The 26,110-nt window shown below is 70.9% G+C and carries 21 protein-coding genes and 1 pseudogene; 11 read left to right on the forward strand and 11 right to left on the reverse strand.

The annotated features are described in order from the left end of the window. Window positions 1-90 precede the first annotated feature (90 nt). Complete coding sequence (locus R4P08_RS12295) at window positions 91-1,707, forward strand: MFS transporter (RefSeq protein WP_317814172.1); 1,617 nt, start codon at window positions 91-93, stop codon at window positions 1,705-1,707. Window positions 1,708-1,774: 67 nt separating this feature from the next. Here R4P08_RS12295 and R4P08_RS12300 read toward each other — a convergent pair whose 3' ends face one another. The 6 genes from R4P08_RS12300 to R4P08_RS12325 all read right to left on the reverse strand — a co-directional run bounded on the left by R4P08_RS12300 (window position 1,775) and on the right by R4P08_RS12325 (window position 9,897). Further along, window positions 1,775-4,123, reverse strand: a complete 2,349-nt coding sequence (locus R4P08_RS12300) for an FdhF/YdeP family oxidoreductase (RefSeq protein WP_317814173.1) — start codon at window positions 4,121-4,123, stop codon at window positions 1,775-1,777. 87 nt (window positions 4,124-4,210) lie between these two features. Then, on the reverse strand, window positions 4,211-5,032 hold the full coding sequence (fdhD, locus tag R4P08_RS12305) for a formate dehydrogenase accessory sulfurtransferase FdhD (RefSeq protein WP_317814174.1): 822 nt from the start codon (window positions 5,030-5,032) through the stop codon (window positions 4,211-4,213). A gap of 11 nt (window positions 5,033-5,043) precedes the next feature. Next, the gene (locus R4P08_RS12310; RefSeq protein ID WP_317814176.1) at window positions 5,044-6,321 is read right to left on the reverse strand and encodes a glycosyltransferase 87 family protein; all 1,278 of its coding nucleotides are present in this window, start codon (window positions 6,319-6,321) and stop codon (window positions 5,044-5,046) included. An 86-nt stretch (window positions 6,322-6,407) separates the two neighbouring features. Next, the gene (gene epsC, locus R4P08_RS12315; RefSeq protein WP_317814178.1) at window positions 6,408-7,016 is read right to left on the reverse strand and encodes a serine O-acetyltransferase EpsC; all 609 of its coding nucleotides are present in this window, start codon (window positions 7,014-7,016) and stop codon (window positions 6,408-6,410) included. Continuing rightward, window positions 7,016-7,951 (reverse strand): cysteine synthase A, encoded by a 936-nt coding sequence (gene cysK, locus R4P08_RS12320; RefSeq protein WP_317814179.1) that lies wholly within the window; start codon window positions 7,949-7,951, stop codon window positions 7,016-7,018. The genes epsC and cysK overlap by 1 nt, the downstream gene beginning before the upstream one ends. 155 nt (window positions 7,952-8,106) lie before the next feature. Next, the gene (locus tag R4P08_RS12325) at window positions 8,107-9,897 is read right to left on the reverse strand and encodes a long-chain fatty acid--CoA ligase (RefSeq protein WP_317814180.1); all 1,791 of its coding nucleotides are present in this window, start codon (window positions 9,895-9,897) and stop codon (window positions 8,107-8,109) included. A 135-nt stretch (window positions 9,898-10,032) separates the two neighbouring features. On the opposite strand from R4P08_RS12325, the gene R4P08_RS12330 reads away from it, so the two are divergent. The 4 genes from R4P08_RS12330 to R4P08_RS12345 all read left to right on the forward strand — a co-directional run bounded on the left by R4P08_RS12330 (window position 10,033) and on the right by R4P08_RS12345 (window position 14,202). Next, complete coding sequence (locus R4P08_RS12330; RefSeq protein WP_317814181.1) at window positions 10,033-11,241, forward strand: helix-turn-helix domain-containing protein; 1,209 nt, start codon at window positions 10,033-10,035, stop codon at window positions 11,239-11,241. A gap of 122 nt (window positions 11,242-11,363) precedes the next feature. After that, complete coding sequence (locus R4P08_RS12335) at window positions 11,364-12,887, forward strand: aldehyde dehydrogenase family protein (RefSeq protein ID WP_317814182.1); 1,524 nt, start codon at window positions 11,364-11,366, stop codon at window positions 12,885-12,887. Between the two features lie 49 nt (window positions 12,888-12,936). Then, the gene (locus tag R4P08_RS12340; RefSeq protein WP_317814336.1) at window positions 12,937-13,500 is read left to right on the forward strand and encodes a DUF779 domain-containing protein; all 564 of its coding nucleotides are present in this window, start codon (window positions 12,937-12,939) and stop codon (window positions 13,498-13,500) included. A 45-nt stretch (window positions 13,501-13,545) separates the two neighbouring features. Then, window positions 13,546-14,202 (forward strand): hypothetical protein, encoded by a 657-nt coding sequence (locus R4P08_RS12345; RefSeq protein ID WP_317814184.1) that lies wholly within the window; start codon window positions 13,546-13,548, stop codon window positions 14,200-14,202. On the opposite strand, the gene R4P08_RS12350 is transcribed toward R4P08_RS12345, so the two are convergent. Then, window positions 14,181-15,746 (reverse strand): FMN-binding glutamate synthase family protein, encoded by a 1,566-nt coding sequence (locus tag R4P08_RS12350; protein WP_317814186.1) that lies wholly within the window; start codon window positions 15,744-15,746, stop codon window positions 14,181-14,183. The genes R4P08_RS12345 and R4P08_RS12350 overlap by 22 nt on opposite strands. A 155-nt stretch (window positions 15,747-15,901) precedes the next feature. On the opposite strand from R4P08_RS12350, the gene R4P08_RS12355 reads away from it, so the two are divergent. Genes R4P08_RS12355 through R4P08_RS12365 form a run of 3 tightly spaced genes read left to right on the forward strand, consistent with a single transcriptional unit; the run spans window position 15,902 to window position 18,109 of the window. Then, window positions 15,902-16,546: a maleylpyruvate isomerase family mycothiol-dependent enzyme gene (locus R4P08_RS12355; RefSeq protein WP_317814188.1), complete on the forward strand. Its 645-nt coding sequence runs from the start codon at window positions 15,902-15,904 to the stop codon at window positions 16,544-16,546. A gap of 59 nt (window positions 16,547-16,605) precedes the next feature. Next, window positions 16,606-17,229: a response regulator transcription factor gene (locus R4P08_RS12360; RefSeq protein ID WP_317814190.1), complete on the forward strand. Its 624-nt coding sequence runs from the start codon at window positions 16,606-16,608 to the stop codon at window positions 17,227-17,229. Between the two features lie 58 nt (window positions 17,230-17,287). Then, window positions 17,288-18,109, forward strand: a complete 822-nt coding sequence (locus tag R4P08_RS12365; protein WP_317814191.1) for an acyl-[acyl-carrier-protein] thioesterase — start codon at window positions 17,288-17,290, stop codon at window positions 18,107-18,109. Here the strand turns inward: R4P08_RS12365 and R4P08_RS12370 are convergent. Together R4P08_RS12370 and R4P08_RS12375 are read right to left on the reverse strand one after the other, a co-directional pair. Continuing rightward, complete coding sequence (locus R4P08_RS12370; RefSeq protein WP_317814192.1) at window positions 18,092-19,231, reverse strand: glycerate kinase; 1,140 nt, start codon at window positions 19,229-19,231, stop codon at window positions 18,092-18,094. The genes R4P08_RS12365 and R4P08_RS12370 overlap by 18 nt on opposite strands. 99 nt (window positions 19,232-19,330) lie before the next feature. Then, window positions 19,331-19,978, reverse strand: coding sequence for a hypothetical protein (locus R4P08_RS12375; protein ID WP_317814193.1), 648 nt, complete (start codon window positions 19,976-19,978; stop codon window positions 19,331-19,333). Window positions 19,979-20,204: 226 nt separating this feature from the next. Here R4P08_RS12375 and R4P08_RS12380 point away from each other — a divergent pair, with 226 nt between their 5' ends. Further along, a complete protein-coding gene (locus R4P08_RS12380; RefSeq protein ID WP_317814195.1) occupies window positions 20,205-21,707 on the forward strand; it encodes an AAA family ATPase in 1,503 nt (500 codons plus the stop codon). Window position 21,708: 1 nt separating this feature from the next. Here the strand turns inward: R4P08_RS12380 and R4P08_RS12385 are convergent, their stop codons facing one another. Further along, a complete protein-coding gene (locus R4P08_RS12385; RefSeq protein ID WP_317814196.1) occupies window positions 21,709-22,857 on the reverse strand; it encodes a DUF4185 domain-containing protein in 1,149 nt (382 codons plus the stop codon). A gap of 111 nt (window positions 22,858-22,968) precedes the next feature. Between R4P08_RS12385 and R4P08_RS12390 the strand changes: the two genes are divergently transcribed. Further along, a complete protein-coding gene (locus tag R4P08_RS12390) occupies window positions 22,969-23,487 on the forward strand; it encodes a hypothetical protein (RefSeq protein ID WP_317814198.1) in 519 nt (172 codons plus the stop codon). 57 nt (window positions 23,488-23,544) lie between these two features. On the opposite strand, the gene R4P08_RS12395 is transcribed toward R4P08_RS12390, so the two are convergent. After that, window positions 23,545-24,879, reverse strand: coding sequence for a DUF4921 family protein (locus R4P08_RS12395; RefSeq protein WP_317814200.1), 1,335 nt, complete (start codon window positions 24,877-24,879; stop codon window positions 23,545-23,547). 251 nt (window positions 24,880-25,130) lie between these two features. On the opposite strand from R4P08_RS12395, the pseudogene R4P08_RS12400 reads away from it, so the two are divergent. Further along, window positions 25,131-26,110, forward strand: a pseudogene (locus R4P08_RS12400) (hypothetical protein); the annotation flags it as partial.

The raw sequence follows: 26,110 nt of genomic DNA on the forward strand, positions 1-26,110 counted from the left end.
GGGGGTTACGGTGGGCGGTCCGAAGCGATACCATCAGTATCGTTTCTGGTCCGAGTCTCGAACCGCACCCACCTATCGCAGGGAGTCCCCGTGCTGGAACTGACCGCCGGACGGCGCCGCTGGCTGCTGTGCGTCAACATCGTGGCGGTGTCACTGGTCGTGGCCACCATGTCCGCGCTCTACACCTCGCTGCCGGACATCGCCGTGGCCACGGGCGCGACGCAGGCCCAGCTCACCTGGATCGTCGACTCCTACACCCTCGCCCTGGCCGCGCTCGTGCTCACCGCCGGCGCCCTGGGCGACCGCTTCGGCCGCCGGGCCACCCTCATCGTGGGGCTGGCCCTGTTCACCGTCTCCTCGGCCCTGCCCATCTGGCTGGACTCGCCACTGTGGGTGATCATCCTGCGCGCGGTGGCCGGGGTGGGCGCGGCGTTCGTCATGCCCTCCACGCTCTCCCTGCTCACCGCCAGCTTCCCGTCGGAACGGCGCGGCTCCGCCGTGGGCCTGTGGGCCGGGTTCGCGGGGATCGGCGGGATCGTGGGCCTGCTCAGCTCGGGGCTCATGCTGCAGGTGTGGTCGTGGAAGTCGATCTTCGTGGTCTACTCGGCCATCGGTCTGCTGGTGCTCCTGGCCGCCTTCACGATCGGGGAATCCGTGGCCTCCCGGCACGGCCGGCCGGACGTGCCGGGGGCCGTGTTCTCTGCGCTGGCGGTCGGCGGGGTGGTCTTCGGGCTCATCGAGGGCGCGCACACGAGCTTCGCCGAACCCCTCGTCGTCGTCGCCCTGATCGTGGCGGTCGTGAGCCTGATCGGCTTCGTCCTGGTCGAACTCCGGGCCACCGACCCCTTGCTGGACGTCCGGTACTTCCGCCGCCGGGGCTTCACCACCGGCTCAGTGGCGGTGGGCATGCAGTTCCTCACGATCTTCGGGTTCTTCCTGCTGATCGTGCAGTACCTGCAGCTGGTCAAGGGCTACGACGCGATCTCGGCGTCCCTGGCACTGGCGCCGATGGTGATCCCGGTGATGGTCTTCTCGCTGCTCTCACCGCGGATCACCGCGTTGGTGGGCCTCCGCGTGGTCACCGTGCTGGGGCTGGCCGCGATCGCGGCCGGCTTGGTCCTGCTCTCGCGACTGGGGGTCGACTCGAGCTACTGGGACATCCTGTGGCCGATGGTCGTCACCAGCGTGGGCCTGGGCCTGTCGACCGCCCCGGCCACCTCGGCGATCGTCTCCGACATCTCCGCGGACGAGCAGGGCGTGGCGGCCGCGGTCAACGACGCGATGCGCGAGGTCGGTGCCGCGATCGGCATCGCGCTCTCGGGCAGCATCCTGGCCGGCCGCTACGCCTCCGGGATCGTGGACGTCCTGCCCGCCGTGCCCGAGGCCGGGCGGCAGGCGGTGGAGAGTTCGTTCGCGGGCGCGGTGGAGTTCGCCGCCGTGGCCGGACCCGGGGCGCAGGGCATGGTCGACGCCGCCGCCGCCATCTTCGCGGGCGGGATCTCGGACGCGCTGTTCGCGCTGGGGCTGGTGGCGGCGGGCGCGGCCGTGCTGCTGATCTTCGTGGCCCCGGGACGGGGCTACGTCCCGCACGGGGAATCGGAGACCGCGGATACAGCCGCCGCGGCTGCTGCGGCAGATACCGGGGTTGGTAGCGCCGGCGCCGGCGCTGACGACGCCCGGGCGGACGTTCCCGCGGGCATGCAGTAGCGTCCCGCCGGACGTAGCACCCACCCCGGCAGCGCGGGACGCTTCCCGCCGCCCGCCGATCCGCCTGCTAGCGCGCGCTACGCGGCTCGAACCGGACGGTCACCGCCTTGAAGCCCGGCGTGTTGGACTCGCGCGCTACGAGTCCGCGGTGCACCAGGTTATTGGCCTCGGGGAAGTACGCCGCGCAGCATCCACGGGCCGTCGGGTAGGACACCAGCCGGAACTCGTCGGCGCGACGCTCGCTGGTCACGCCGTCCGAGCCAGTGAACACACTCACCACGTCGACGAGTTGCCGGTCCTCCAAGCCCAGGTCACGCAGATCGTCGGGATTGACGAGAATCACCCGCCGGCCCTCGGAGATGCCGCGGTAGCGGTCGTCGACGCCGTAGAACGTGGTGTTGTACTGGTCGTGCGACCGCACGGTCTGCAGGATCAGATGCCCGGCCGGCGCCTCCAGCCACTCCAGCGGGGACACCGTGAAGTGCGCGTGGCCCGACGGGGTGGCGAAGGACCGGGTGTCGCGCGGCGGGTTGGGCAGCACGAAGCCGGACTTCTGGCGCACCCGCCGGTTGTAGTCGGAGAACCCGGGGATCACCCGCGAGATGTGGTCGCGGATGACGTCGTAGTCCTCGGCCATCGCCCGCCAGTTCACCGTGTGGTCGTGTCCGAGGATCGCCTCGGCCAGGCCGGCCACGATCTGCGGCTCGCTGAGCAGCTGCTCCGACACCGGTTCGAGGCGGCCCGTCGAGGACCGGATCACCGACATCGAGTCCTCCACCGAGACGAACTGCGCGCCGCCGGGATGCCGGTCATCGCGATCCGTGCGGCCCAGCGTGGGCAGGATTAGCGAGGTCTGCCCGTGCACGACGTGCGAACGGTTGGGTTTGGTCGACACGTGCACGGTGAGCCCGGTCCGCTGCATCCCCGCCTCGAGGACGTCCGTGTCCGAGTTGGCCTTGGCGAAGTTGCCGCCCATGGAGACGAACACGTCCACGTCGCCGCGTTCGAATGCGCCCAGCGCCTCGGTCGAGTCGAACCCGTGCTCCCGAGGCGAGGTGATGCCGAACTCGCTGTCGAGCCCGTCCAACAACGCCGGCCCCGGCTTCTCCCAGATCCCCATCGTGCGGTCGCCCTGCACGTTGGAGTGCCCGCGGACCGGGCAGGCGCCGGCGCCGGGCTTACCGAAGTTGCCTTGCACCAGCAGCACGTTGACGATCTCCCGCAGCGTGTCCACCGAGTGCGGCTGCTGGGTGAGCCCCAGCGCCCAGCAGATGATCGTGCCCTTCGAGTGCACCAGCAGCGTGGCCAGGCGCTCGATCTGGTCGCGGCGCAGTCCCGTGGCGCGCTCAGTGGTCTCCCAGTCCAGGTCCGCGCGGGCGACGGCGTAGGACTTGAAGCCCTCGGTGCACGTCTCGACGAACTCGCGGTCCACCACCGTGCCCGGCGCGGCCTCCTCGGCGCGGAGCAGCAGGTGGCCCAGCGCCTGGAACAGTGCGAGGTCGCCGCCCACCTTGATCTGCAGGAAGTCGTCGGCGATCGTGTCGCCGGACCTCCCCGCGAGGTCCTTGACGATGCCCGTCGGGGACTGGGGGTCGGCGAAGTTCAGCAGCCCGGCCTCCGGGAGCGGGTTGACGGCCACGACCCGGGCTCCGCGCCTGCGCGCGTCGGCCAGGGTGGAGAGCATCCGTGGGTGGTTGGTGCCGGGATTCTGTCCGACGACGAGGATGACGTCCGCGTGCTCGAAGTCCTCGAGCGAGACGGTCCCCTTGCCGATGCCGATCGTGGGCGTCATGGCCGACCCCGAGGACTCGTGGCACATGTTCGAGCAGTCGGGCAGGTTGTTGGTGCCGATCGAGCGCGCGAGCAGCTGGTACATGAACGCGGTCTCGTTGGCGGTGCGGCCCGAGGTGTAGAACACGCAGCGATCCGGGGTGGTGGCGCCCACGTGCTCGGCCACGAGAGCGAAGGCGTCGCGCCACGAGATCGGCGAGTAGTGCTCGTCGCCAGGGCGGAGCACCACCGGCTCGGTGATCCGGCCCTGGTTGCCCAGCCAGTACTCGGTCTTGTCGCGGAGTTCGCGGATGGGGTGCGCGGCCCACCACCCGGGCGTGACGACCCGGGTCGTGGACTCCTCGGCGACGGCCTTCGCGCCGTTCTCACAGAACTCCGCCGGCTTGCGGGGCCCGGTGATGGACTCGGGCCAGGCGCAACCGGGGCAGTCCGTGCCCCCGCGGTGGTTGAGGCGGGCCAGCGCCCGAGCGGTCCGGGTGACGCCGGCCTGCGAGATCCCCCGCTCGAGCGCCACGGAGACTGCTGTGAGCCCCGCGGCGCTGGTCTCTGGTGGGGTGACCCGGAGTGCGGTCTCGTCGATGTCCGCGACGGGCGCGGACCGGCGGATGCGGGGGATCAGGCTCATGGGCCCATTGTGCGCTGGAACACCCGCACCCGCAGCCGCAGCGGTCGGCCGACGGCCGACGTCCGACGTCCGTACGCGGGTGCCCGGTCAGTCGCCGATGCGCCCGGGGTGGGTGTAGAGGGTCGCGCGGTCCCCGCGACTGAAGCCGACCAGGGTCACCCCGGTCTCCGCGGCCAGGTCGACGGCCAGCGAGGACGGCGCGCTGACCGCCGAGAGCACCGGGATCCCCGCCATCGACGCCTTCTGGACGAGCTCGAACGAGGCCCGGCCGGAGACCTGGAGGATGGTTCGGCGCAGCGGGAGCCGGCCTTCGCGCAGCGCCCAGCCCACCACCTTGTCCACGGCGTTGTGCCGGCCCACGTCCTCGCGCAGGCAGAGCAGCTGCCCGTCCGGGGTGAACAGTCCCGCCGCGTGGACGCCGCCCGTCTTGCCAAACAGGACCTGCCCGTCGCGGAGCAGGTCGGGCAGGGCGAGCAGGCCTGCGGAGTCGATCAGCGGCGCGACCGGGTCGGCGGGGAAGTGGGTGGCCCTGCGGACCTCGTCGATCGAGTCCACGCCGCACACCCCGCAGGCACTGCTCATGGTGGTGGCCCGGGCGGAGCGCGGCTCGGGGACGTCCGGGGAGAGGGTCACCGTGAGTGTGTTGTAGTCCTGCACGGAGCGGCCGCTGACCTCTGTGCAGTAGCAGATCTCGGGGAGGTGGTCGCGGTGCCAGATCGCGCCTTCGGAGACCAGGTGTCCGGCGGCCAGGTCCATGTCGTCGCCGGGGGTCCGCATGGTGACGACGAACGGTCGGCCACCCAGGCGGATCTCGAGCGGCTCCTCGACGGCGAGGGTCGCCACCTCTCGCCCGGCGTCACCGGCGGCGCTGATCCTGCGCGCCGGGTGACGACTTGTCCGTCGTCCCATATCCGCGCAGCCTAGCGTCGTCCGGACAGGACGCGTCGGGCCGGGACCGGCCGCCACAGCAGCAGCGCCGAGAGCGCCACGCTGACCAGCCACACGAGCGGGTAGATGTTGGTGATCACGCCGTACACCACCGGCGGGATGTCCCCGCCGAGCATGAACAGGCCCATGGCCACCCAGCGGTCGTCGGGGAAGTTCATGTCCGGGAAACTCTGCGTCCAGTTCGCCGACGCCGCCCAGAGCAGCGGCGGGAGCAGCCAGAGGTACCAGCGTCCCCCCGCGATCGCGTGGTGCACCGACAGCACCAGCAGGGGGACGAACCACACCCAGTGGTGTCCCCACGTGAACGGCGACACCATGGTCATGGTCATCCCGGCCAGGGTCAGCCCGAGGAGCTGGTGCCCGGCGCGGTGGGCGAGCGCGGCGACGCCCAGGCCGACGGCGGCCACGACCGCCGCGCCCACGAGCCACGCCCAGGTGGGCGCCATCTCGACCCCGGCCAGACGAGCCATGGCTCCCCGGAGCGACTGGTTGGCGAGCATGGAGTCCTGGCCGATCCGCTGGGAGTCGAACAGGGTCCCCGACCAGTAGCGGACCGCGTCGCGGGGGATCACCACAAACCCGAGGGCCACGGTCCCCAGGAACGTCGCCGCGGAGACGGCCGCGAGTCGCCAGCGGCCGGTCAGCACCCAGTGCGCCCAGAAGAACGCCGGGGTGAGCTTGATGCCGGCGGCCAGACCCGCGCCGATCCCCGCCCACCGCCGGCCGGATCTCCACGCCAGGTGATCAGCCAGGACCAGGACCAGCAGCAGGACATTGACCTGCCCGAGCCACAGGGTGGACCGCACCGGTTCCATCGAGAGGGCGATGAGCGCCAGGCACACCGACACCTGCGTGGTGACGCGGTCGGGCCGGTAGTCCAGCGCGCGGAGACACATGCGGACGGCCAGGAAGAGCAGCACCAGCGTGAAAGCCAGCCACGCCGCTTCCATCAACCGGGGGGTGACCAGGTCCAGCGGCGTGAACAGGAGAGCCGAGAAGGGCGGATAGGTGAACGGCATCCCCGGGTAGAAGCGACCGGAGTCGTCGCCCGAGAGCAGACCCTCGTACAGCGGGATCGAGTTGAGGACGGCGTGACCGCCCCAGCGGTACACGTTGACGTCGAGGAAGTTCCCGGTGATGCCCCACCACGGGGTCCGCTCGTCCGGTGCGCGCAGCACCATGACCACCGACGCGAGTGCCAGCAGCGCCAGGGGGACGCGCAGCAGCGCGGTGGTGGGCAGAATTCGCACGGGGGGAGCCTAGCCCCCGGGAGACCGGGAACCCGAGAGCCCGACCCGCCGGGGCGGCAAGCCCCGACGGGTCAGCTCCCGACGGGTCAGATGTAGATCGCCGGGTCGATGTAGAACTGCGCCTCGCGCAGCTCCTCCTTGGAGGACTTCGCGGGCTTGGCCACGCCGGGGATGCCCACGACGATCGAGTTAGCGGGTGCGCTCTTGACCACGACCGCGTTGGCGCCGACGGAGGAGTCGTCGCCGATCTCGACCGGGCCGAGGATCTTGGCGCCGGCTCCGACGGTCACGCGGTCACCCAGCGTGGGGTGACGCTTGACGTGCTTGAGCGAGACGCCGCCCAGGGTGACGCCGTGGTACAGCATGCAGTCGTCACCGATCTCGGCGGTCTCACCGATCACGACGCCCATCCCGTGGTCGATGAAGAAGCGGCGGCCTATGGTGGCGCCGGGGTGGATCTCGATGCCCGTGAGGAACCGGGTGAACTGACTGAGTACGCGGGCGACCGGACGACCGGTCCCACCTGCGACCCACAGCCGGTGGGCCAGCCGGTGGGACCAGATCGCGTGCAACCCGGAGTAGACGACCGCGTTCTCGAGGTCGCCCCGGGCGGCGGGGTCGTGCGCGCGCGCCGTGGCGAGGTCCTCACGCAGGGTGCGCAGGACCCCGACCGGGCGCTCGGAGGTGCCGGACATCAGTCGCGGTAGTCCTCGAAGAGCATGGTGGAGACGTAGCGCTCGCCGTAGTCGCACACGATGACGACGATCGTCTTGCCGGCGTTCTCGGGGCGCTTGGCCACCTCGAGCGCGGCCCAGACGTTCGCGCCCGAGGAGATGCCCGCGAGGATGCCCTCCTCCTTGCCGAGGCGCTTGGCCACGACCAGCGAGTCCTCGAGGGTGACGTCGATGACCTCGTCGTAGATCTCCCGGTCGAGGATCTCGGGGACGAAGTTGGCGCCGAGGCCCTGGATCTTGTGCGGGCCGGCCTTGCCCTCGGTGAGCAGCGGGGAGTCCTTGGGCTCGACGGCCACGATCTGGACGTCCGACTTCTGGTCGCGGAGGTAACCGCCGGCGCCGGTGATGGTGCCGCCGGTGCCGATGCCGGCCACGAAGATGTCGACCTCGCCGTCGGTGTCCTCCCAGATCTCCGGGCCGCTGGTCCGGCGGTGCACGTCCGGGTTGGCGGGGTTGGCGAACTGGCGGGCCAGGACGGCGTTCTCGCGGGTCGCGGCAACCTCCTCGGCCTTGGCGACCGCACCCTTCATGCCCTCGGAACCCGGGGTGAGGATGAGCTCGGCGCCGTAGGCGCGCATGACGGCGCGGCGCTCGACCGACATGGTGTCGGGCATGACGATGACGGACTTGAACCCGCGCGCGGACGCGACCATGGCGAGGGCGATACCGGTGTTGCCGGAGGTGCCCTCGACGATGGTGCCACCGGGCTTCAGGGCGCCCGACGCGACGGCGTCGTCGATGATCGCGGCGCCGATGCGGTCCTTGACGCTGGCCGCCGGGTTGGCGGACTCGAGCTTGGCCAGGACGGTCGCGTGGAGACCCTCGGTCAGGGAGTTGAGCCGGACCAGCGGGGTCTTGCCGATGGTCTCGCTGATGTCGGAGTAGATCTGAGCCATTGGTGAGTTCCGTTCTGAAGAATGAACCGATCTGTCTATCGGTCAGTGTACGTGATCGGGTCCGCGTCCGGACCTCGCCCGGGCGAAATCGCGGACGGGCCAAATGCCCCGAGCGCCCGGACCCCGCGGGGTCCGGGCGCTCGGGGGTTCGCGCCTCAGTTCTCGGCGTAGAGCGCCTCGATGTCGCTGCCGAAGCGGTCGTGCACGACGTTGCGTTTGAGCTTGAGCGTCGGGGTGAGCTCGCCGCTCTCCACCGAGAACTCCGCCGCCAGGATCTTGAACTTGCGGATGGACTCGGCGCGGGAGACGGACTTGTTGGCCCGGTCGACGGTCTCCTGGATGGCAGCCACGAGGTCGCCGTCTTGCAGCAGGTCCTTCACCTCGCCGGTCTTGCCGTGCTTGTCGCGCCACGCCGGGAAGGTCTCCGGGTCCACGGTGATCAGGGCCGCGATGTAGCTACGGTTGTCGCCCACCACGACGGCCTGGCTGATCAGCGGATCGGACGAGAGCAGGTCCTCCATCTGCGAGGGCGAGACGTTCTTGCCGCCGGCGGTGACGATGAGGTCCTTCTTGCGGCCGGTGATCGACAGGTAACCGTCCGCGTCGAGCTCGCCGATGTCCCCGGTGTGGTACCACTCGCCGGTCCACGAATCCTCGTTGGCCTGCGGGTTCTGCCAGTAGCCCTTGAACAGGGTCTTGGCCTTGGCCAGAATCTCGCCGTCGTCGGCGATCTGGATGGTCACGCCCGGGATCGGGCGGCCGACGGACCCGATCTTGGCCTGGCCGATCGGGTTGACGGTCAGCACGCCGGAGGACTCGGTGAGGCCGTATCCCTCGAGCAGGTCGAAGCCCGCGCCGCGGTAGAAGTGGCCGAGTCGGGCGCCCAGGGGGCCGCCGCCGGAGATGATGCGGTTGCACTCGCCGCCCAGGGCGTCGTGCAGCTTGGAGTAGACCAGTTTGGAGTAGAGCTTCCGCTTGAGGGCCAGCCCGGCCGACGGCTTCCCGCCATCCTCGAGGGCCTTGGAGTAGTCGATCGCGGTCTGCACCGCGGCCTTGAAGATCTTGGCCTTGGCGCCACCGGCGGCCTCGGCCTTGCCCGCGGCGGAGTTGTAGACCTTCTCCAGCACGCGCGGGACCGACACCAGGAAGGTCGGGTGGATCTCGCCCAGGCGCTCGACGACCTTGGTGGTGTCGGGCTCGTGGGCCACGGCGACGCGCTTGTAGAAGCAGGCCACCTCGAGGATGCGGGCCAGGACGTGGGCCAGCGGCAGGAAGATGAGGGTGCGGCTGTTGGGCACGAACGCGTCCTTGAGCTGCTCCTCGACGGCCACCACGACGCCGCCGAACCCGCCGTGCAGGATCTCGCAGCCCTTGGGGTTGCCGGTGGTTCCGGAGGTGTAGACGATCGCGCAGGGATCCTCGTGTCCCATGGCCAGTGAGGCCTGCTCGACCTGCTCGTCGGAGATGTCCGCGCCCGCCGCGGTGAGCTGCGCGACCAGGTCGTTCTCGATGACGAGGATGTCGCCCTGCCACTCGGTGCTCGACGTGAGCACCTCGCGGAGCTCCAGGTTCTCGACCACTGCCACGGATGCGCCCGAGTCCGTGAGGATCCAGTCGCACTGGCCCGACGAGGAGGTCTCGTAGATCGGCACGGTCACGGCGCCGACCGCCCAGGAGGCCCACGCTATGAGCGACCACTCGTAGCGGGTGTGGCTCATGATGGCCAGGCGGTCCCCCGGCTTCACCCCGCGGGCGATGAGCCCCTTGGCCACGCCCTTGACCTCCTCCAGGTACTGGGCGCAGGTGACCTCCTTCCAGTCCGTCCCCACGAGCCGGAGCACCGCGACGTCGTTCGGGGCCTCCTCCGCGTTCTTGAACACGAGCCTGGAGAGATTCTGGACGGGGAAGGGCTTGGTGGCTGGAGGGGTGGCGAACTCGGTCGTCATCGCGATCCTTAGGTCAAGTGTGGCCTGTGTCACTGGCAAGTCTAGAGGTTGGATTCCGTCCGGTGTCGGGCACGGTCTATTTAGATCCTTATGTGAGTCTCCCGTCAGGTTTGTGATCTCGGTTACACTCCCGACATGTCCGGCGGAACGGGAACCGCGACAAATGCCCTGGTGGCCGAGTCGTGGGAACGCAGCAGGCGCCGGGGGATCGACCCCGCGGCGGCGGATCTGCTCGTCGACCTGCAGGGGGCGGAACTCGCCTCCCGCCTGGCCGCCCATCCCATGGCCGCCGTCCTGCCGCTGGTGGAGAAGGTCCTGGTCTCCGGGGTGGTGGACAGTAACCACCTGGTCGCTGTAGCCGACGAGAGCGGCCGCCTGCTCTGGTTGTACGGGAACCGCGGCGTGCGCTCCCGGGCCGAACGTATGGCCTTCGTGCCCGGAGCACTGTGGAGCGACGACGCGGTGGGGGCCAACGCTCCCGGCCTGGCCCTCCGGCACGACGTCCCGGTCCGGGTGCGCGGGGAGGAGCACTACCTGGCCCCGGCCCATGCGTGGAGCTGCTCCGCCGCGCCGGTCCACGACCCGGTGACCGGCCAGGTGATCGGCGGCATTGACGTGACGGGCCGGGACTCCGCGGCGTCCGACGAGATGTTCGCCCTGGTCAGGGCCACGGCACTGCTCGCCGAGGCCGAGCTGCGCTCGGCACGGGCCGGCGTGCTCGTATCGGGGGTCGACGGCAACGCTGGCGGCAGCGCGGGTGGCGGCAGCAGCATCGCGCGCCTACTGGCGGCCCTGGGCACGCTGCGCCCGACCCTGACCGGCCACGGGCCGCTCACCCGCCGCCACGCGGAGATCCTGGTCCTGCTGGCCGCCCACCCCGGGGGGCTGTCGGGCGGGTTGCTGGCCGAACTGCTGGCGGAGGGGCGGCTGGACGAGGTGAGCGTCCGGGCCGAGCTGTCCCGGTTACGCCGCGTACTGGGACCGGAGTCGCTGCACTCGCGGCCGTATCGGTTGGCACCGGGCCTGATCAGCACTGACGCCGCCGCGGTGAGCGCGCTCCTGGGATCCGACGTGGCGGCCGCCGTGGCCGCCTATCCGGGCCGGCTGCTGCCGGCCTCGGACGCGCCCGGCGTCGTGGACCTGCGCGAGGAGCTGCACGCCCGGGTGCGCGGGGCGGTCCTGTCGGCGGACTCCGTCGACGCGCTCCGGGACTGGGTCGCGGGTCCGGGGCGCGACGACGCCGGTGCGTGGCGGGCCCTCGCGGCGACCCCGGACGCTCCGCCGGCGGCGCGGTCCACCGCCGCGTTCATGCGACGGGTCCTGGACAACCGACTCGGAGCGTGAACCAGGGCGGCAATGGCCCGTCCGCCGTGCAACGTTGGTGCAACCCCCGGGAGATTAGTGTCCTGGGTCACAGGCGCCGGCCGCTCGGGCGGGTGCCCGCAGCCACGCGAGAGGTGCCAGACATGACCGTCTTCTCCCAGCCCGGTTCCGCCGATGCGGTGATGTCCTACGAGAGTCGGTACGGGCACTACATCGGCGGCGAGTGGGTCGCGCCGGTCAAGGGCGAGTACTTCGAGAACGTCACCCCGATCACCGGGCAGGTCTTCTGCGAGGTCGGCCGCGGTACCTCCGAGGACATCGAGGCAGCCCTGGACGCCGCATGGGCCGCCGCCCCGGCGTGGAACGCCACCTCTGCCGCCGAGCGCTCGCTGGTCCTGTTGCGCATCGCCGACCGGATGGAGGAGAACCTCGAGAAGATCGCCCTGGCCGAGTCCTGGGACAACGGCAAGCCGATCCGGGAGTGCCTGGCGGCCGACATCCCGCTCGCGATCGACCACTTCCGCTACTTCGCCGGCTGCATCCGCGCGCAGGAGGGCGGCATCTCGCAGATCGACTCGGACACGGTGGCCTACCACTTCCACGAGCCCCTGGGCGTGGTCGGCCAGATCATCCCGTGGAACTTCCCTGTCCTCATGGCGGTGTGGAAGCTCGCCCCCGCCCTGGCCGCGGGCAACTGCGTGGTGCTCAAGCCCGCCGAGCAGACTCCGGCGTCCATCCTGTTCCTCATGTCGGTGATCGGCGACCTGCTGCCGGCGGGCGTGCTCAACGTGGTCAACGGCTTCGGCACCGAGGCGGGCAAGCCGCTGGCCTCGAACCCCCGGATCCGCAAGATCGCCTTCACCGGCGAGACCACCACCGGGCGGCTGATCATGCAGTACGCCTCGGAGAACCTCATCCCGGTGACCCTCGAGCTGGGCGGCAAGAGCCCCAACATCTTCTTCGAGGACGTCATGGACGCCGACGACGACTTCCGCTCGGCCGCGCTCGAGGGCTTCGCGATGTTCGGCCTCAACCAGGGCGAGGTGTGCACGTGCCCCTCGCGCGCGCTGGTGCAGAAATCGGTGTTCGACGAGTTCACCGAGCTCGCGATCGCGCGCACCGACAAGATCACGCAGGGCAACCCGCTGGACACCGACACGATGCTCGGGGCCCAGGCCTCGGGCGATCAGCTGGAGAAGATCCTGTCCTACATCGACATCGGCAAGCAGGAGGGGGCGGACGTCCTCACCGGCGGCGCCCGGGCGGAGCTGGACGGTGACCTGGCCGGCGGTTTCTACGTGCAGCCCACCGTGTTCCGCGGACACAACAAGATGCGGCTGTTCCAGGAGGAGATCTTCGGGCCGGTGCTCTCCCTGAGCTCGTTCACCGACTTCGACGACGCCATGACCATCGCCAACGACACGCTCTACGGACTCGGCGCCGGCGTGTGGTCGCGCAACGGCACCACGGCGTACCGGGCCGGCCGCGCCATCCAGGCCGGCCGGGTGTGGACGAACACCTACCACCAGTACCCGGCCCACGCGGCCTTCGGCGGCTACAAGCAGTCCGGCATCGGACGCGAGAACCACCGCATGATGCTCGACCACTACCAGCAGACCAAGTGCCTGCTGGTGAGCTACTCGGGCAAGCCGCAGGGCTTCTTCTGAGCAGGGCGGGCACGGATCCGATCGGCCGACAGGAGTGACGATGGACGCGATGGGCGACGTGTGCGGGCTGCCCTCGGGCGGGAGCGTGCCCATCGCGGCGCGCGCCCTCCCGCCCGACGGGACGCCGCCCGACCTCCCGCCGCGCGTCGTGGTGACCGAGCCGGCCGCCCGGCTGATCCTCGAGCTCGTCGCCCGGCACGGCCCGGTGATGTTCCACCAGTCCGGCGGCTGCTGCGACGGGTCCGCGCCCATGTGTTACCCCGACGGGGAGTTCCGCGTGGGTCAGCGCGACGTCCTGGTGGGGGAGGTGGACCTGTCGGACGTGGGTGCGGGAGGTCGTCAGGGGAGCGCCGGACCGGGCGACGACGACGAGACGCTCGTGCCCTCCTCGTCGTCGTCGGCCCGGTTCCGCGTGTGGATCTCGGGCCCACAGTTCGAGACCTGGAAGCACATGCAGTTGGTGTTGGACGCGGTACCGGGCAGGGGCTCGGGGTTCAGCCTCGAGAACCCGACCGGGAGGCGTTTCCTGTCGCGGGCGCGGATGTTCACGGGCGAGGAGCAGGAGCTGCTGGGCGCGCACCCGCCGCTGCTCGGATCGGATCTCGAGGACTAGCCCGAAGCGTGCTGCCGCAGGGGGGTCCGGCGGTAGAGTTCGACCATGAACACCGACCGCTCGGCAGCCGCGGACCCCCTCGACGTCGAGGTCGAGTTCCTCACCCCTGACCTGCGCTCCGACCTGCTGAAGCGGTGGAACGAGCCGCTGCGCCGCTACCACAACGAGACGCATCTCCGCGCCGTGCTCCACGCCATCGACGCGCTGGAGGCGGACGGTGAGGCGTTCGACGGCACCGCTGTCCGGCTGGCCGCCTGGTTCCACACCGCGGAGTTCGACCCGACGGAATCGGAGAACAACGACAAGTCGGCGGCGTTCACCGAGAAGACGCTGGACCCGGCCGCTCCGGTCGAGGAGGTCACGCGCCTGGTCCGGCTCATGGGCGGGCACCGGGTCGAGGCGGGAGACCTCAACGGCGCGGTCCTCTCGGACGCCGACCTCGCGGTCCTGGGGTCCGACCCGGACACCTACGAGGCGTATTCGCAGGACGTGCGCCATGAGTTCGCGCACGTGCCGGGCGAGCGGTTCGTGGCCGGGCGAGTCGCGGCGCTGGAGGGGTTGCTCGAGCGCCGGTCGGTCTTCCAGACCCGTTCCGGGCGGGACGCGTGGGAGAAGCAGGCCCACGCCAACCTCAACCGCGAACTCGGGATGCTCAGGGCCGGCAGCCAGATTCCGGGCGGTCAGATACCCGGCGGCGTGTAGGCGGCGGTGTGTTCGGCGGTGCCGCCCGCGACCATGATGGCGGTGATCTCCCGGATGTCGGTCGCGCCGGGCAGGCCCCATCGCTGCTGGTACCCGTAGACCTCCGCGAGCGTCGCCGACGACCGCGTGCCGCTGGCCAACTCGATGTCCTCCGGCCCGATCAGTGACGGGTGGGGGACCCCGATAGCGCCGGAGATCTTGATGAGCTCGCGTCGCAGTGACCGGATGTAGGCCGCGCAACGCACTGCCTTGTCCGTGGGGTCCACGCCGCGGGTCAGCCACGGGTGCTGCGTGGCGACCCCGGTGGGGCAGCGGTCGGTGTGGCACTTCTTGGCCTGGATGCAGCCGATCGAGAGCATGGCCTCGCGGGCGACGTTGATCATGTCCACGCCGAGGGCGAACGCGACCGCCGCGTTCTCGGGGATGCCCAGCTTCCCGGAGCCGATGAAGACGATGTCGTCGGTGAGCCCGGCCTCGGCGAAGATCCGGTAGACGCGGGGGAATCCCAGCCGGAAGGGCAGGGACACCGCGTCGGTGAACACCAGGGGCGCGGCACCGGTCCCGCCCTCGCCGCCGTCGATGGTGATGAAGTCGACGCCACGCTCCCGCGGCACCATGGCGGCGGCCAGTTCCTCCCAGAACCCCAGGTCGCCCACCGCGGACTTGATGCCCACGGGCAGACCGGTGCGCTCGGCCATCACCTCGACCAGGTCGAGCATCGAGTCGACGTCGTGAAACGCGGTGTGCCGCGAGGGGCTGGCGCAGTCCCGGTCCTTGGCGATGCCGCGGATCCGGGCGATCTCGTCGGTGATCTTGGCCGCGGGCAGCAGGCCACCGAGCCCGGGTTTGGCACCCTGGCTGAGCTTGATCTCGATCGCCCTGATCGGATGCTTCTCCGTGAGGGCGACCAGCTTGTCCATGTCGAACCGGCCCTGGTCGTCCCGCACCCCGAAGTAGGCGGTGCCGATCTGGAAGATCAGGTCGCCGCCCTTCTGGTGGTACGGGCTCAGGCCGCCCTCGCCGGTGTTGTGCAGCGCGCCCGCGAGGGCCGCGCCGCGGTTGAGGGCCTCGACCGCCGGGGCCGACAGGGCGCCGTAGCTCATCCCGGAGATCGCGACGAGGGACTCCGGCCGGAAGGCCCGGGCGCGGCCGCGGGCGGCGCCGAGAACTTTGGCCGGCGGCAGCGGCAGCTGCTCGGCCGAGTGCTCGTGCGCGGACACCGTGACCCCGGTGAACGTCCGCTGCTTGATGATCGGATAGCCCTCGAGGTACTCGACGTTGTTGTCCGTGCCGAACCCGAACGTGGTGGCCCGACCCTCCGCCGACTCGTACACCCAGTTCCGCTGGTCCCGGGTGAACGGGCGTTCCTCGTCGTCGCTCGCCACGATGTACTGGCGCAGTTCCGGGCCGATCGAACTGATGGCCTTGCGTGCGTGCCCGAGGACGGGGAAGGTCCGCAGGATCGGGTACCGGGTCTGCCGCAGGTCCGCAGCCGCGACGGCGGCCAGGGCGGCGACGGGGGCGCCGAGGAGCCACTTGCGCATGTCGACCTCCGGAGACTTCTCAGGCGGACCGCCTCGGGCCGGGGACCGCACACTCACCATTGTGTACCGCCTCCCTCGAGGACGTGGTTCGATGAGGGCCCGGCCCCGGGACGCCGAGCCGCCGAGGTGCCGGGCCGCCGTCGTCAGGAGTCGTCATGGGCCGTGCACCCGTCGATCGTGACCGGCTGTGGTCCGCGATCCACCTCGAACGGGGCGCGCTCGCGTCCGAACTCGAGCGGCTGGACGACGCCGACTGGCACGCGACGTCGCTCTGCACGGAATGGACGGTCGAAGAGGTGGTCGCCCACCTCACGGCGGTGGCGCGGACCGGCCGGGTGCGGTGGATCCGCAGCTTCGCCGGCGCCCTGTTCGACACCGATCGGCACAACCGACGTCGGCTCGACGAGCAGCTCGGGAGCACTCCCGGGGGGACGCTGGAGAACTTCCTCCTCTCCTCGGGCCTGCGGGTCGCACCCTTCGGGGATGTGGCGGCCTGGCTGGGCGAGACGATCGTCCACGCCGAGGACATCCGGCGCCCGCTCGGCCTCCGCCGTGACCACCCGATGGACGCGCTCACCTCGGTCGCACGGTTCTACGCCGCCCGCGACTTCGCGGTGAACAGCGCGACCGTGGCCGCGGACCTGCGGCTCCGCGCCACCGACGGCCCGTTCGAGGCCGGCAACGGACCCGCGGTGGAGGGACCGACCCTCGCGTTGGTGATGACGATGGCGGGTCGACCGGCGTACCTGGATGACCTGTCCGGCGACGGGGTCGGGGAACTACGGCGACGGATCGGCTGATTCCAGGCGACGGAAGCCCGCAGGGCGGGGCCCACGGCCGGGTGTCGTACGGTATGCCCATGCCGGTCAGGGTGACAGTGGTCAACGACTACCTCGTCGTCGTCGCAGGTGTGAACGCATTCCTGGCCCCGTTTGCCGACCGCGTAGAGGTGGTGGAGACGCACACCGTCGACAGCGGCCCCACCGTAGTGGATGTGGCGTTGTACGACACGTTCGCGGCTCCGGTCGGCAAGCACGCCCGGCTGCCCGCGTTGGTGGAGGATCCCACGATCGGTGCGGTGGCCGTCTACTCGTTCGCCGCCGACCCCAGCTCGGCGCGGGACAGCCTGTCGATGGGAGCTCGCGGCTTCCTCACCAAGTCCTTGTCCGCTCCGGACCTGGTCCACGGCATCGAGCAGATCGCCGCTGGGCACCAGGTGACGATGCTGGGCCCGGGAAGAGCAGTGTTGAGCGCGGCCAAGTGGCCCGCCAAGGAGTCGGGCCTGTCCGCCCGGGAGGCCGAGGTGGTCGGTCTGATCGTGCAGGGATTGTCCAACGAGGACATCGCGGCCAAGTGCTATCTGTCGCACAATACGGTCAAGACCTATATCCGTTCGGCGTACCGGAAGATGGGGGTCACGACCCGCGCCCAGGCGGTGGCCTGGGGTATCGCCCACGGACTCAAGCCCGACCGCGAGCCGTGACCCGGCCACCAGCACCCTGAGGGGCCTCGCGGATCGGACGATCGAGAGGACGAATCCGATGAGTGACGTAGTCCACGACCCTCGTCTGCACCCTCTCCCCGAGCCGCCGTCAGCGGAATCGGGTTTCTCCGCCTCGCTCAAGGTGCGCACCGGCGACGTCGATCCCCAGCTGAGGCTGAGGTTCGACAGCATCGCCCGGTACCTCCAGGACCTCGCGACCGACGATCTGGACGCCGCCGGCCACACGCGGTCCGACCCGTTCTGGATCGTGCGGCGGACCGTCATCGACGTTGTGGAGCCGATCACCTGGCCCGCCACCGTGCACCAGCAGCGCTGGTGCTCGGGCCTGTCCACGCGGTGGGCGAACATGCGGGTGCGGCTGAGCGCCACCCACCAGACCAACCCCCTCAATCCCCGGGAACGACCTGACGGACTGGTGGAGACCGAGGCCTTCTGGATCAACGTCAATCCGCGCGGCGTCCCCACCCGCATCAGTGCGGACGGCTTCGACACCCTCGCCGCGACGACCGACACGCACCGACTGCGGTGGGAGTCCATGACCGCGGCCCGGTCACCTGAGGTTCCCGGACCGCAGGCGCCAGCCGATCGGGGCCACATCCTCCGCAGCACGGACTTCGACCCGCTGCAGCACCTCAACAACGCCGCCTACTTCGCCGCCGTGGAGGATGAGCTCCTGCTCCATCCCGACCTGCTGCGACGCCGCCACCGCGCGGTGATCGAGTACTTCCGCCCGGTGGTGCCGGGCTCGGCCATGACGATCAGGCGGAGGCGGCAGGGGAACTGTCTGCAGCTGTGGATGGCCGTCGACGACCAGGTGGTGGCGGCAGCCACCGTCACGGGGTCAGGACAGGATGCGTGAGACGACCTCGGCGGCCACGTCCTCGAGGAGGGCGCCCGCGTTGGCCATCGACCTGTCCAGGTCCGGTTCCACCTCGGTCAGCGCCGCGGCGGCGGCGAAACCGGCCTCGGCCACACGGTCGGCCTCCAGGTCCAGCCGGCCGCACACCGCCACCACGGGCACCCCATGGGACCGGCAGAGGGCGGCGATGCCCATCGGGGTCTTGCCGTGCATGGTCTGGTCGTCCAGCCGGCCCTCGCCGGTGACCACCAGATCGGCGGCGGACACGACGTCCTCCAGGCCGGTGAGCGTGCCGAGGACCCCGAAGCCGGGGTCGAGGCTCGCGCCGAGCAGTTCGCGTGCGGCAAAGCCGACGCCGCCGGCGGCGCCGGAGCCCGGTGCGTCGGGGTCCGTGTCCAGACCGTGGTCGCGCAGGACCTCGACCAGGCGGGACAGGCCCGCCTCGAGGCCGGCGACCTGGTCGGGCGTCGCGCCCTTCTGGGGCCCGTAGACGCGAGCAGCACCCAGGGGGCCGAGCAGCGGGTTGTCGACGTCGCAGGCCACGAGGATGCGGGAGACGAGCACTGCCGGGTCGAGGCCGTCCAGGTCCACGCTGTCCAGGTGGACGAGAGCGCCGCCGCCGTCCGGGAGTTCGACACCGGAGGAGTCGAGGAAGCGGGCACCCAGGGCGGAGAGCATGCCGGTGCCGCCGTCGGTCGAGGCGCTGCCACCGATGCCGAGGTGGATGTTGCCGCGACCGGAGCGCAGCGCCGCCAGGATGACCTCGCCCACCCCGCGGCTGGAGGACTCGAGGGGGCTCATCCGCCCGCCGGGTAGGCGCAGGAGGCCACAGGCATCCGCCATCTCGACGAACGCGGTGTCCGGGTCGATGGCGGCGAAGGAGGTGTCGACGGTCTCGCCGGTGGGGCCGGAGGCGGTCACGGGGATCCGTCGCGCGCCGCCGGCGACCATCACCTCGAGGCTGCCGCCGCCGCCGTCCGCCACCGGACGCTCGAGCACGTCGGCGTCCGGGTAGGCCCGGCGAGCGCCTTCGGCTGCGTGGTGGCAGGCCTCTATAGCGGTGAGGGAGCCCTTGAAGGCCCCACAGGCCACGACGATGGTCACCACGACATCATTCCCCATCGTGTCCGCGGACACACGACGGCCCGGGGTCGTGACGGGTGAGCGTCACGACCCCGGGCCGGGGGGTGGCATCCGAACTGAGCGGATGCCGCGGGGTTGTCAGCCCAGCGAGCCGGTGGTCGCGGCAGCATCGGCACCTGCATCGACGCCCGCGTCGGCCTCGATCGCGCCGGAGCTCAGGCCGGCCAGCGCGCCGTTGAGCGAGCCGGTGTCGTCGGCATCGTCAGCTGCCGCGCCGGCGACGGTGTCGTCGGCAGCGGAGCCGGAGGCGGAACCGGTGTCGGTGCCCTCGGCCGCGACGTCGGCGGTGGCCTCGGTGGCGGCGTCATCGGAGCTGCCCTCGCTGAGCGAGCCGGTGCTCAGCGAGCCGCTGTCAGCGCCGGCGTCGCCTTCGGCGGAGCCGCCGTCGAGGGCCTCGCTACCGGTGTTGGGCGAGACGCCCAGGCTGCCGAACTCGACCGAACCCGGGGTGGGGGTCTCGGCGTCGAGGTTGAGATTGAGGGCCAGGCTGCCCAGGTCGAGGTTCAGGTCGGTCCCGAGCGCGCCCTGGAGGCTGCCCTCGTCGCCGGTGAGCTCGGCGAGGCTGCCGTCCTGGGCGGTGAGGCCCTCGAGGCTGCTGGTGGCCGGGGGCGCGTCCTGGGCGGCGGCGAGGCCGGGGGCCGCGATGGCGGCGCCGATGCCGAACGCGCCGACGGCGGCGATCTTGGCGGTGGTGCGGGTGGTGGTCTTCCGGTGGGTGTTCGTCATATCTGAACCACTCCGATCTGCATAGTCCCCGATGAATCTCACCGCGGGCACCTCGGTCGGAGCGAGGTGCGTTTTCGACCCTACAAGCGATCCCCGGCCCTGTCAGGGGGGTCGGAACCTGAGTGTTGTCTCAGGTAACACGTCGGCCGCCGGGTGCGATGGGGGCCGATCCGGACAGCCCCGCGGTCCGGGCGCGAACCGCGTCATGCCTGCCTAGGCTGGGGTCATGGACACCCCCGGACGCATCGGCCCGGTGACGAGCGGCCGGCCCGCCGTCATCGAGACCCACAGCTCGCTCATCGTGCTCTGGGGTGATCAGGCTCACAAGATCCGCAAACCGGTCGACCTCGGATTCCTGGACAACAGGACTGTCGAAGCGCGGGCCGAGCAGAGCCGGCGCGAGGTCGAGCTCAACAGCCGCTTGGCACCGGACGTCTACACCGGCGTGTTGGAGGTCCGGGGTCCCGACGGCGAGGTGATCGACCACGTCGTCCGCATGCGGCGCCTGCCCTCCGAACGGAGCCTGGACTCACTGGTCCGCCTCCGAGCGGCGGACACCGGCCGTGTCGGCCATCCGGACCTGGTGGCCGGCGTCCGCGAGGTGGCCCGGCAGCTCGACCACCTCCACGCGGCGAGCCCGCACACCAGCGAGATCGACGCCACTGGCACGAGGGCGGCGGTGGCCGGGCTGTGGAGGGACTCGCTCGATCACCTGCGCCGCCTTAGCGTGGGTGAGGACGCACCGGTGATCGTCGACGACATCGAGCGCCTGGCGGGGGAGTACCTCCGTGGCCGGGAGCGGCTGCTGGAGGCCCGGGTCACCGCGGGGCGGGTCGTCGACGGACACGGGGACCTGCTCGCCGCCGACGTCTACCTGACCGATGACGGGCCGCAGGTGATCGACTGCCTCGAGTTCGACGACCGGCTCCGGTACGGCGACGTGATGCTCGACGCCGGGTTCCTGGCCATGGACCTCGACAGGGAAGGAGCACGGGACCTCGCCGTGGCGTTCCTGACCGCCTACCGGGACTTCTCCGGGGACGATGCGCCGACGTCGCTGGTCCACCACTACATCGGCTACCGCGCGCTGGTCCGGGCCAAGGTGGCCGCGATCCGAGCCGAGCAGTCCGACGACGGCGGGGCGGACGCGCGGCACGCACTCGAGTTGGCGGACCGGGCCGTCGACGCGCTCCTCCGGGGACGGGTGAGATTGCTGCTGGTCGGCGGGGTGTCCGGGTCGGGCAAATCCACGCTGGCCGCGCCGCTGGCCGATCTGCTGGGCGCCGAGCTGCTCCGGACAGACGTGCTGCGGACTGACCCTGGCCCCGGCGGTCGATACTCAGAGGAGGCGGTATCAGGCGTCTACGCCGAGCTGCTCGAGCGCGCGGCGGAATCGCTCGCGCTCGGCCGCAGCGTGGTCCTCGACGCCACCTGGTTGGACCCGCGCCGCCGGGCCGAGGCCGAGACCGTGGCCGCCGACGCCCACGCCGAGCTCGTGGAGATCTCGTGCACGGCCCCCCGCGCGGAGCTGGTGCGCCGGATCGAGGAGCGGGCCCGCGCCGGCACGGACCCCTCGGAGGCCACGGTGGCGGTGCTCGACGCGCAGCTCGCCGGCCTGGCGCCCTGGCCCGACGCGATCGAGGTGGACACCACCGGGCTGGACCCGCGCGATGCCGACGTCGTCCGCGGGTGGGCGCAGCGCAACCTCGGCCCCCTGCCCTGGGCCTGAGCTAGCCGGGCGGGCGGGGGATCGATCCGACGAACTGCATCGAACGGTAGGGCCAGCCGGCCGGCCCGGCCGCCGAGTCGTGGGTGTTCCACTGGCTCACCACGAAGTGCCAACGCTCCGGCGTGGAGCCGGGGATGGGGCAGCCGCAGTAGAGCTGGGCGACGCGGGCCGGGCCGGTGGCGGGGTCGGTCCCGTCGGACTGGTCGTCCCAGGCGCACCCGGTCAGGAGCGTGGTGTGGGTGGTCACCGAGCGGTTGAGGAGATCCGCCTCGATGTGCGGGAAGGTGAGGCAGTCGATCCGGTAGTGCTCGGCGTCGAAATAGGTCAGGGTCCAGAAGTCCTCGCAGCGGCGCAGGTACATCTCACCGATGCGTCCCGGGAGCACGATGGTCGTGGGGTGACCCCAGGCCCATGTGCCCTTGCGGAAGCCCCACGACTGCCAGCGGCTGATGTCGGGATCGGCGAGATGCTCCTCGCGGACCCGCATGAGGATGACGCCCTTGTCGCGCTGGAACCCGGTGGAGAGAACGTAGACGTAGCCGTCGTCACCCTTCTCCCACGTCCACAGCTGACGGTGGCCGCCCTCCAGTAGAGGGGAGAACGCGGCACCGGTCGGCTCCCACGTGCGGCCGTCGTCGGTGGAACGGTGGATCTCGGTGCGGGTGACCGTGCCGAGCCCCTCGTTGACCATGACGTGCAGGTACATGACGTCGCCGAGCGTCAGGACGTCGCTCGGCAGGACCGTGGAACACCCCCGGCCGTGGACGTAGTCGATCAACTGCGCCGCGTAGTCCTGCGGTCCGGGGCCGGCGGCGTCCACCCAGTCGACGCCCGCGGACAGGTCGTCCGGGTCGGAGAACAGACCCACCGGGGACCGCCAGTCGGGATTGCCCGGTCCGGGGCGCTCGTCGGTGGTGGGGGAGCACTCGGCGATCCCGGGGTGGGGCCGGCCCACATGCGGCGCACCCATGCCCGCGCCGGCGAAGGTGTCGCCGAAGACCGCGAGAAGGCGCCCGGAGGGCGTCCTGGCGGTGATCCCCAGATCCGTACCCTCCACGCCGAACGCGGTCGTGATCCCGGGTCCGGTGAGGTCGCGGATCTTGCGGGTGCCCGGGAGCGGGGACGTGGCCGGCGTCGGCGGGTCGGTCATGACATCGACGCTACCGCGCCACCTGTGGCCGATCGAGGGTTAGTTGTGGCCATGTCACGATTCGGTGACTGTGCCCGCGAAACGGGGACCTGTCGGCGTAGGGTCGTCCGAGTGACACATCCCCTCTTCCGGGCGAGGCGAGATCTCGCCCCCGGCCACTGGCTCGGGCCTGCCGCCGTCGTGGCGCTGGGATGTGCGCTCGGGGGGAGCCTCGTCGGGCTCGGGCACGGCACCTTCCTCGCGTCGGTGGTCCTGGTGGTATCCATCGGTGTGGCGGTGTGGAACTCCCCGCTCCGGTCCAGCGGACACGAGCCCATGATGTCGGTCCGCACCATGGCCCGGATCCAGAACACCGTGGTCGTGCTGTGGCGCCCCGGTTGCCCGTACTCTGCGGCGCTGCGCAGGCGGGTCACCCGCGAGGGTCTGGAGGTGCACTGGGTCAACATCTGGCGCGACGAGGACGCCTATGAACTCTGCCGCAGCATCAACAAGGGTCTGGAGGAGACGCCCACGGCGATGCTGCTCGACCCGACACTCGCCGGACCTGTCGTCATCCCCGCCTCGGTCCCGGGCATCCGCGAGGCCACGGCCGTAGAGCTCCCCCGGGGACGGGCACGACGCGCGCTCTAGGTGAACTGACCCTCCAGGCCGCGGCACGCTCGGACGCGCGGGCCCGCCTCGTCGTCGTCACCGCCCGTAACGCAGGGACCCACGCACGTCCCCGCACTCTGCTCCCAACATCATGTCGGCGATCCGGCCCGCGTCACGCAGCTCGGCCAGCCGCGGCGCGACGCGGTCGCGCAGGCTCCACGGGTCGATGGTGTTGACAAAGATCCCGGTCGCGCCCTCGAACCCGGCCGGGTTGGAGATCCGCCACTTGAGCACGATCCGCCACGGCATGGCCACCCCGACCCCCGGTGGCCGGGCGTGCCACTCCTCGTTGCACGGCACCAGGGGGCCGGTGGCCGCGTGACACGCGTGCAGCAGGTCGGAGATCCCGCGGACCTCCTCCGGGGAGTGTTCCCACGGCAGGCTCGCGACGGATCGCGAGTAGATCACCAGGGCGGGGTAGCGGTGCCCGACGCCGACCACGGCGACCGCGTGCTCATTGGCCGCCAGCACCAACCCCTCCGCGGCCGCGACGTCGACCCCGAGGGTGTTGTACAGATCCGGGACGATCGAGAGCGCGGCCAACTCACGGTCCGTCTTGGCCGGGGCCTGGTCGATCGCCACCAGTTGCTTGTGGAGATGCGCGAAGGAGGCGCCCGCCGGCTTGAGCCAGTTCTGGAACACCGAGACGTACCGGGCGTGGGGGTTGTCGCGGTACAGGCACCGCATGGCGCGGACGGTGAAGGCGACAAACTGCTCGTGCTCGTCCGGGGTGAGTGAGCCGGAGGAGGCGTGGCGATCGGTCCTGGTGGCGCCGTCGGTGAGGTGGCGGCGGGCCGCCACGACGTCGTGGCAACCGCCGAAGAAACTCTCCGAGTGGGCGGCCAACTCGTCCGTCGTCATGGAGTCGACCGCCGCCGGGTCGCCCTGGGCCGCGGCGATGCGGGCGCGGACCAGCGCCCGGACTTGGTCGGCACCGGCGGGCGAGGCGAGGTAGGCCCGCTGGTGGGTGGCGGCCCGGTCGGACATCCGGTAGCCGTGGACCGCCTTCCAGTAGTCCATCGAGACGATCTCGAAGAGGTTGCCGAACAGCCGGAACTCGGGGGTCGTGCGGTCGAGGTGGTCCGGTGCCACCTCGTCGAGCACCGTCCAGGTGCTGCCGTCGCGGACCAGGCGGGCCTTCTCGGGCGTCGTCTCTCTGAGGCGGGTCACGCAGAACGCGCAGTGCGCCTCAGCTGCGTCGGGGTCCACCGCGGCGACGTGGTCGGGGGCGTGGTCGATCGGCCGGTTGGCGCGACCGGGCACCGTCCACACCTCGGTGCCGGTGAAGGGGTTGATCTGCTTGACGGTGCCGTCCGCCATCCGGCGCAGCGGCGGGACCGGGGGCGAGGGGACGTCGGGCGTGGTGGTCACCCCGGCGAGCCTAGGTGCTGGCCGGGGAGAAGGACGACGACGACGAGATGGTCGTCCGGCTCGTCGTCGTCCTACTCCCGGGAACCTACTTAGCCTCCACATACTCCACGCGGCGGATCGGCGGGCGGGTAACCGAAACTAACGGTGGAACTGTGACGAAAGTAACAGTACTCTGAGCGCGAGCGATACCCACTCCACGAGGCGATCAGCGCCGGGACAGTGAGTGACCTTCGAACAAAAGGGGACCGACTATGAAGATGCATCGCCCACTCCATCTACGTATCGCGGCCGTCACTGGCACCGCGGTCCTCGCCATCGCCGGGGCCACCGGCGTCTCAAACGCCCAGAGCGCAGGGCTCGACCTCGGGCTCGGCGCCGCCGTCGAGGGTTCGATAGGGGCCCTCGGTCTCGATGTCGGACTCGGAGCCGCGCTCGGCTCCGCCGGAGACGGCGGTTCGGGCGACAGCTCCGAGGGACTCGGTTCCCTCGACCAGCTCTCGTCGGGATCGGCTGGCTCCGATTCCCTGGACCCGGCGTCTCTGGGTCCGCTCTCGTCGGGGTCGGACACCGATTCGCTGGACCCGGCGTCGCTCGCTCCGCTCTCGGCCGGGTCGGACGCGGGTTCGGGTGACACCGGCTCCCTGGATCCCGGTTCACTCGCACCGGGTTCGCTCCAGGCGGGTTCGGACGGCGCGGGATCCGACGACCTGGGTTCGGACGGAGGGTCCGCGGGGCCCGGTTCGACCGAGGGTGGCTCCCTGGCCAGCCTGGTCGTGCTCATCGAGGCGGGGTCCACCGGAGTCGGGTCCGACGAGGGTTCGCTGGAGGCGGGGTCGCTCGACGCCGCGTCTCTGGAGGCCGGTTCAGCGGCCGGGTCGGCTGAGGGTGAGTCGCTGGGCCAGCTGTCCTCGGGTTCCGGTGAGGGCTCGGGTGAGGGTTCCGGCGAGGGTTCGCTCGAGGCGGGTTCGCTCCAGGCCGGTTCGGAGGCGGGTTCGGCTGAGGGTGAGTCGTTGGACCAGCTGTCGTCGGGTTCCGGTGAGGGCTCGGGTGAGGGTTCTCTGGAGGCGGGTTCGCTGCAGACCGGTTCGGAGGCGGGTTCGGCTGAGGGTGAGTCGTTGGACCAGCTGTCCTCGGGTTCCGGTGAAGGTTCCGGCGAGGGCTCGGGTGAGGGTTCCACGGAAATGGGTTCACTCGGCGGGTCGCTCGCCCTGCTCATGGCCGGTTCGTCCGG

The organism is Rhodococcus sp. IEGM 1408, assembly GCF_033142235.1.
Lineage (GTDB): Bacteria > Actinomycetota > Actinomycetes > Mycobacteriales > Mycobacteriaceae > Dietzia.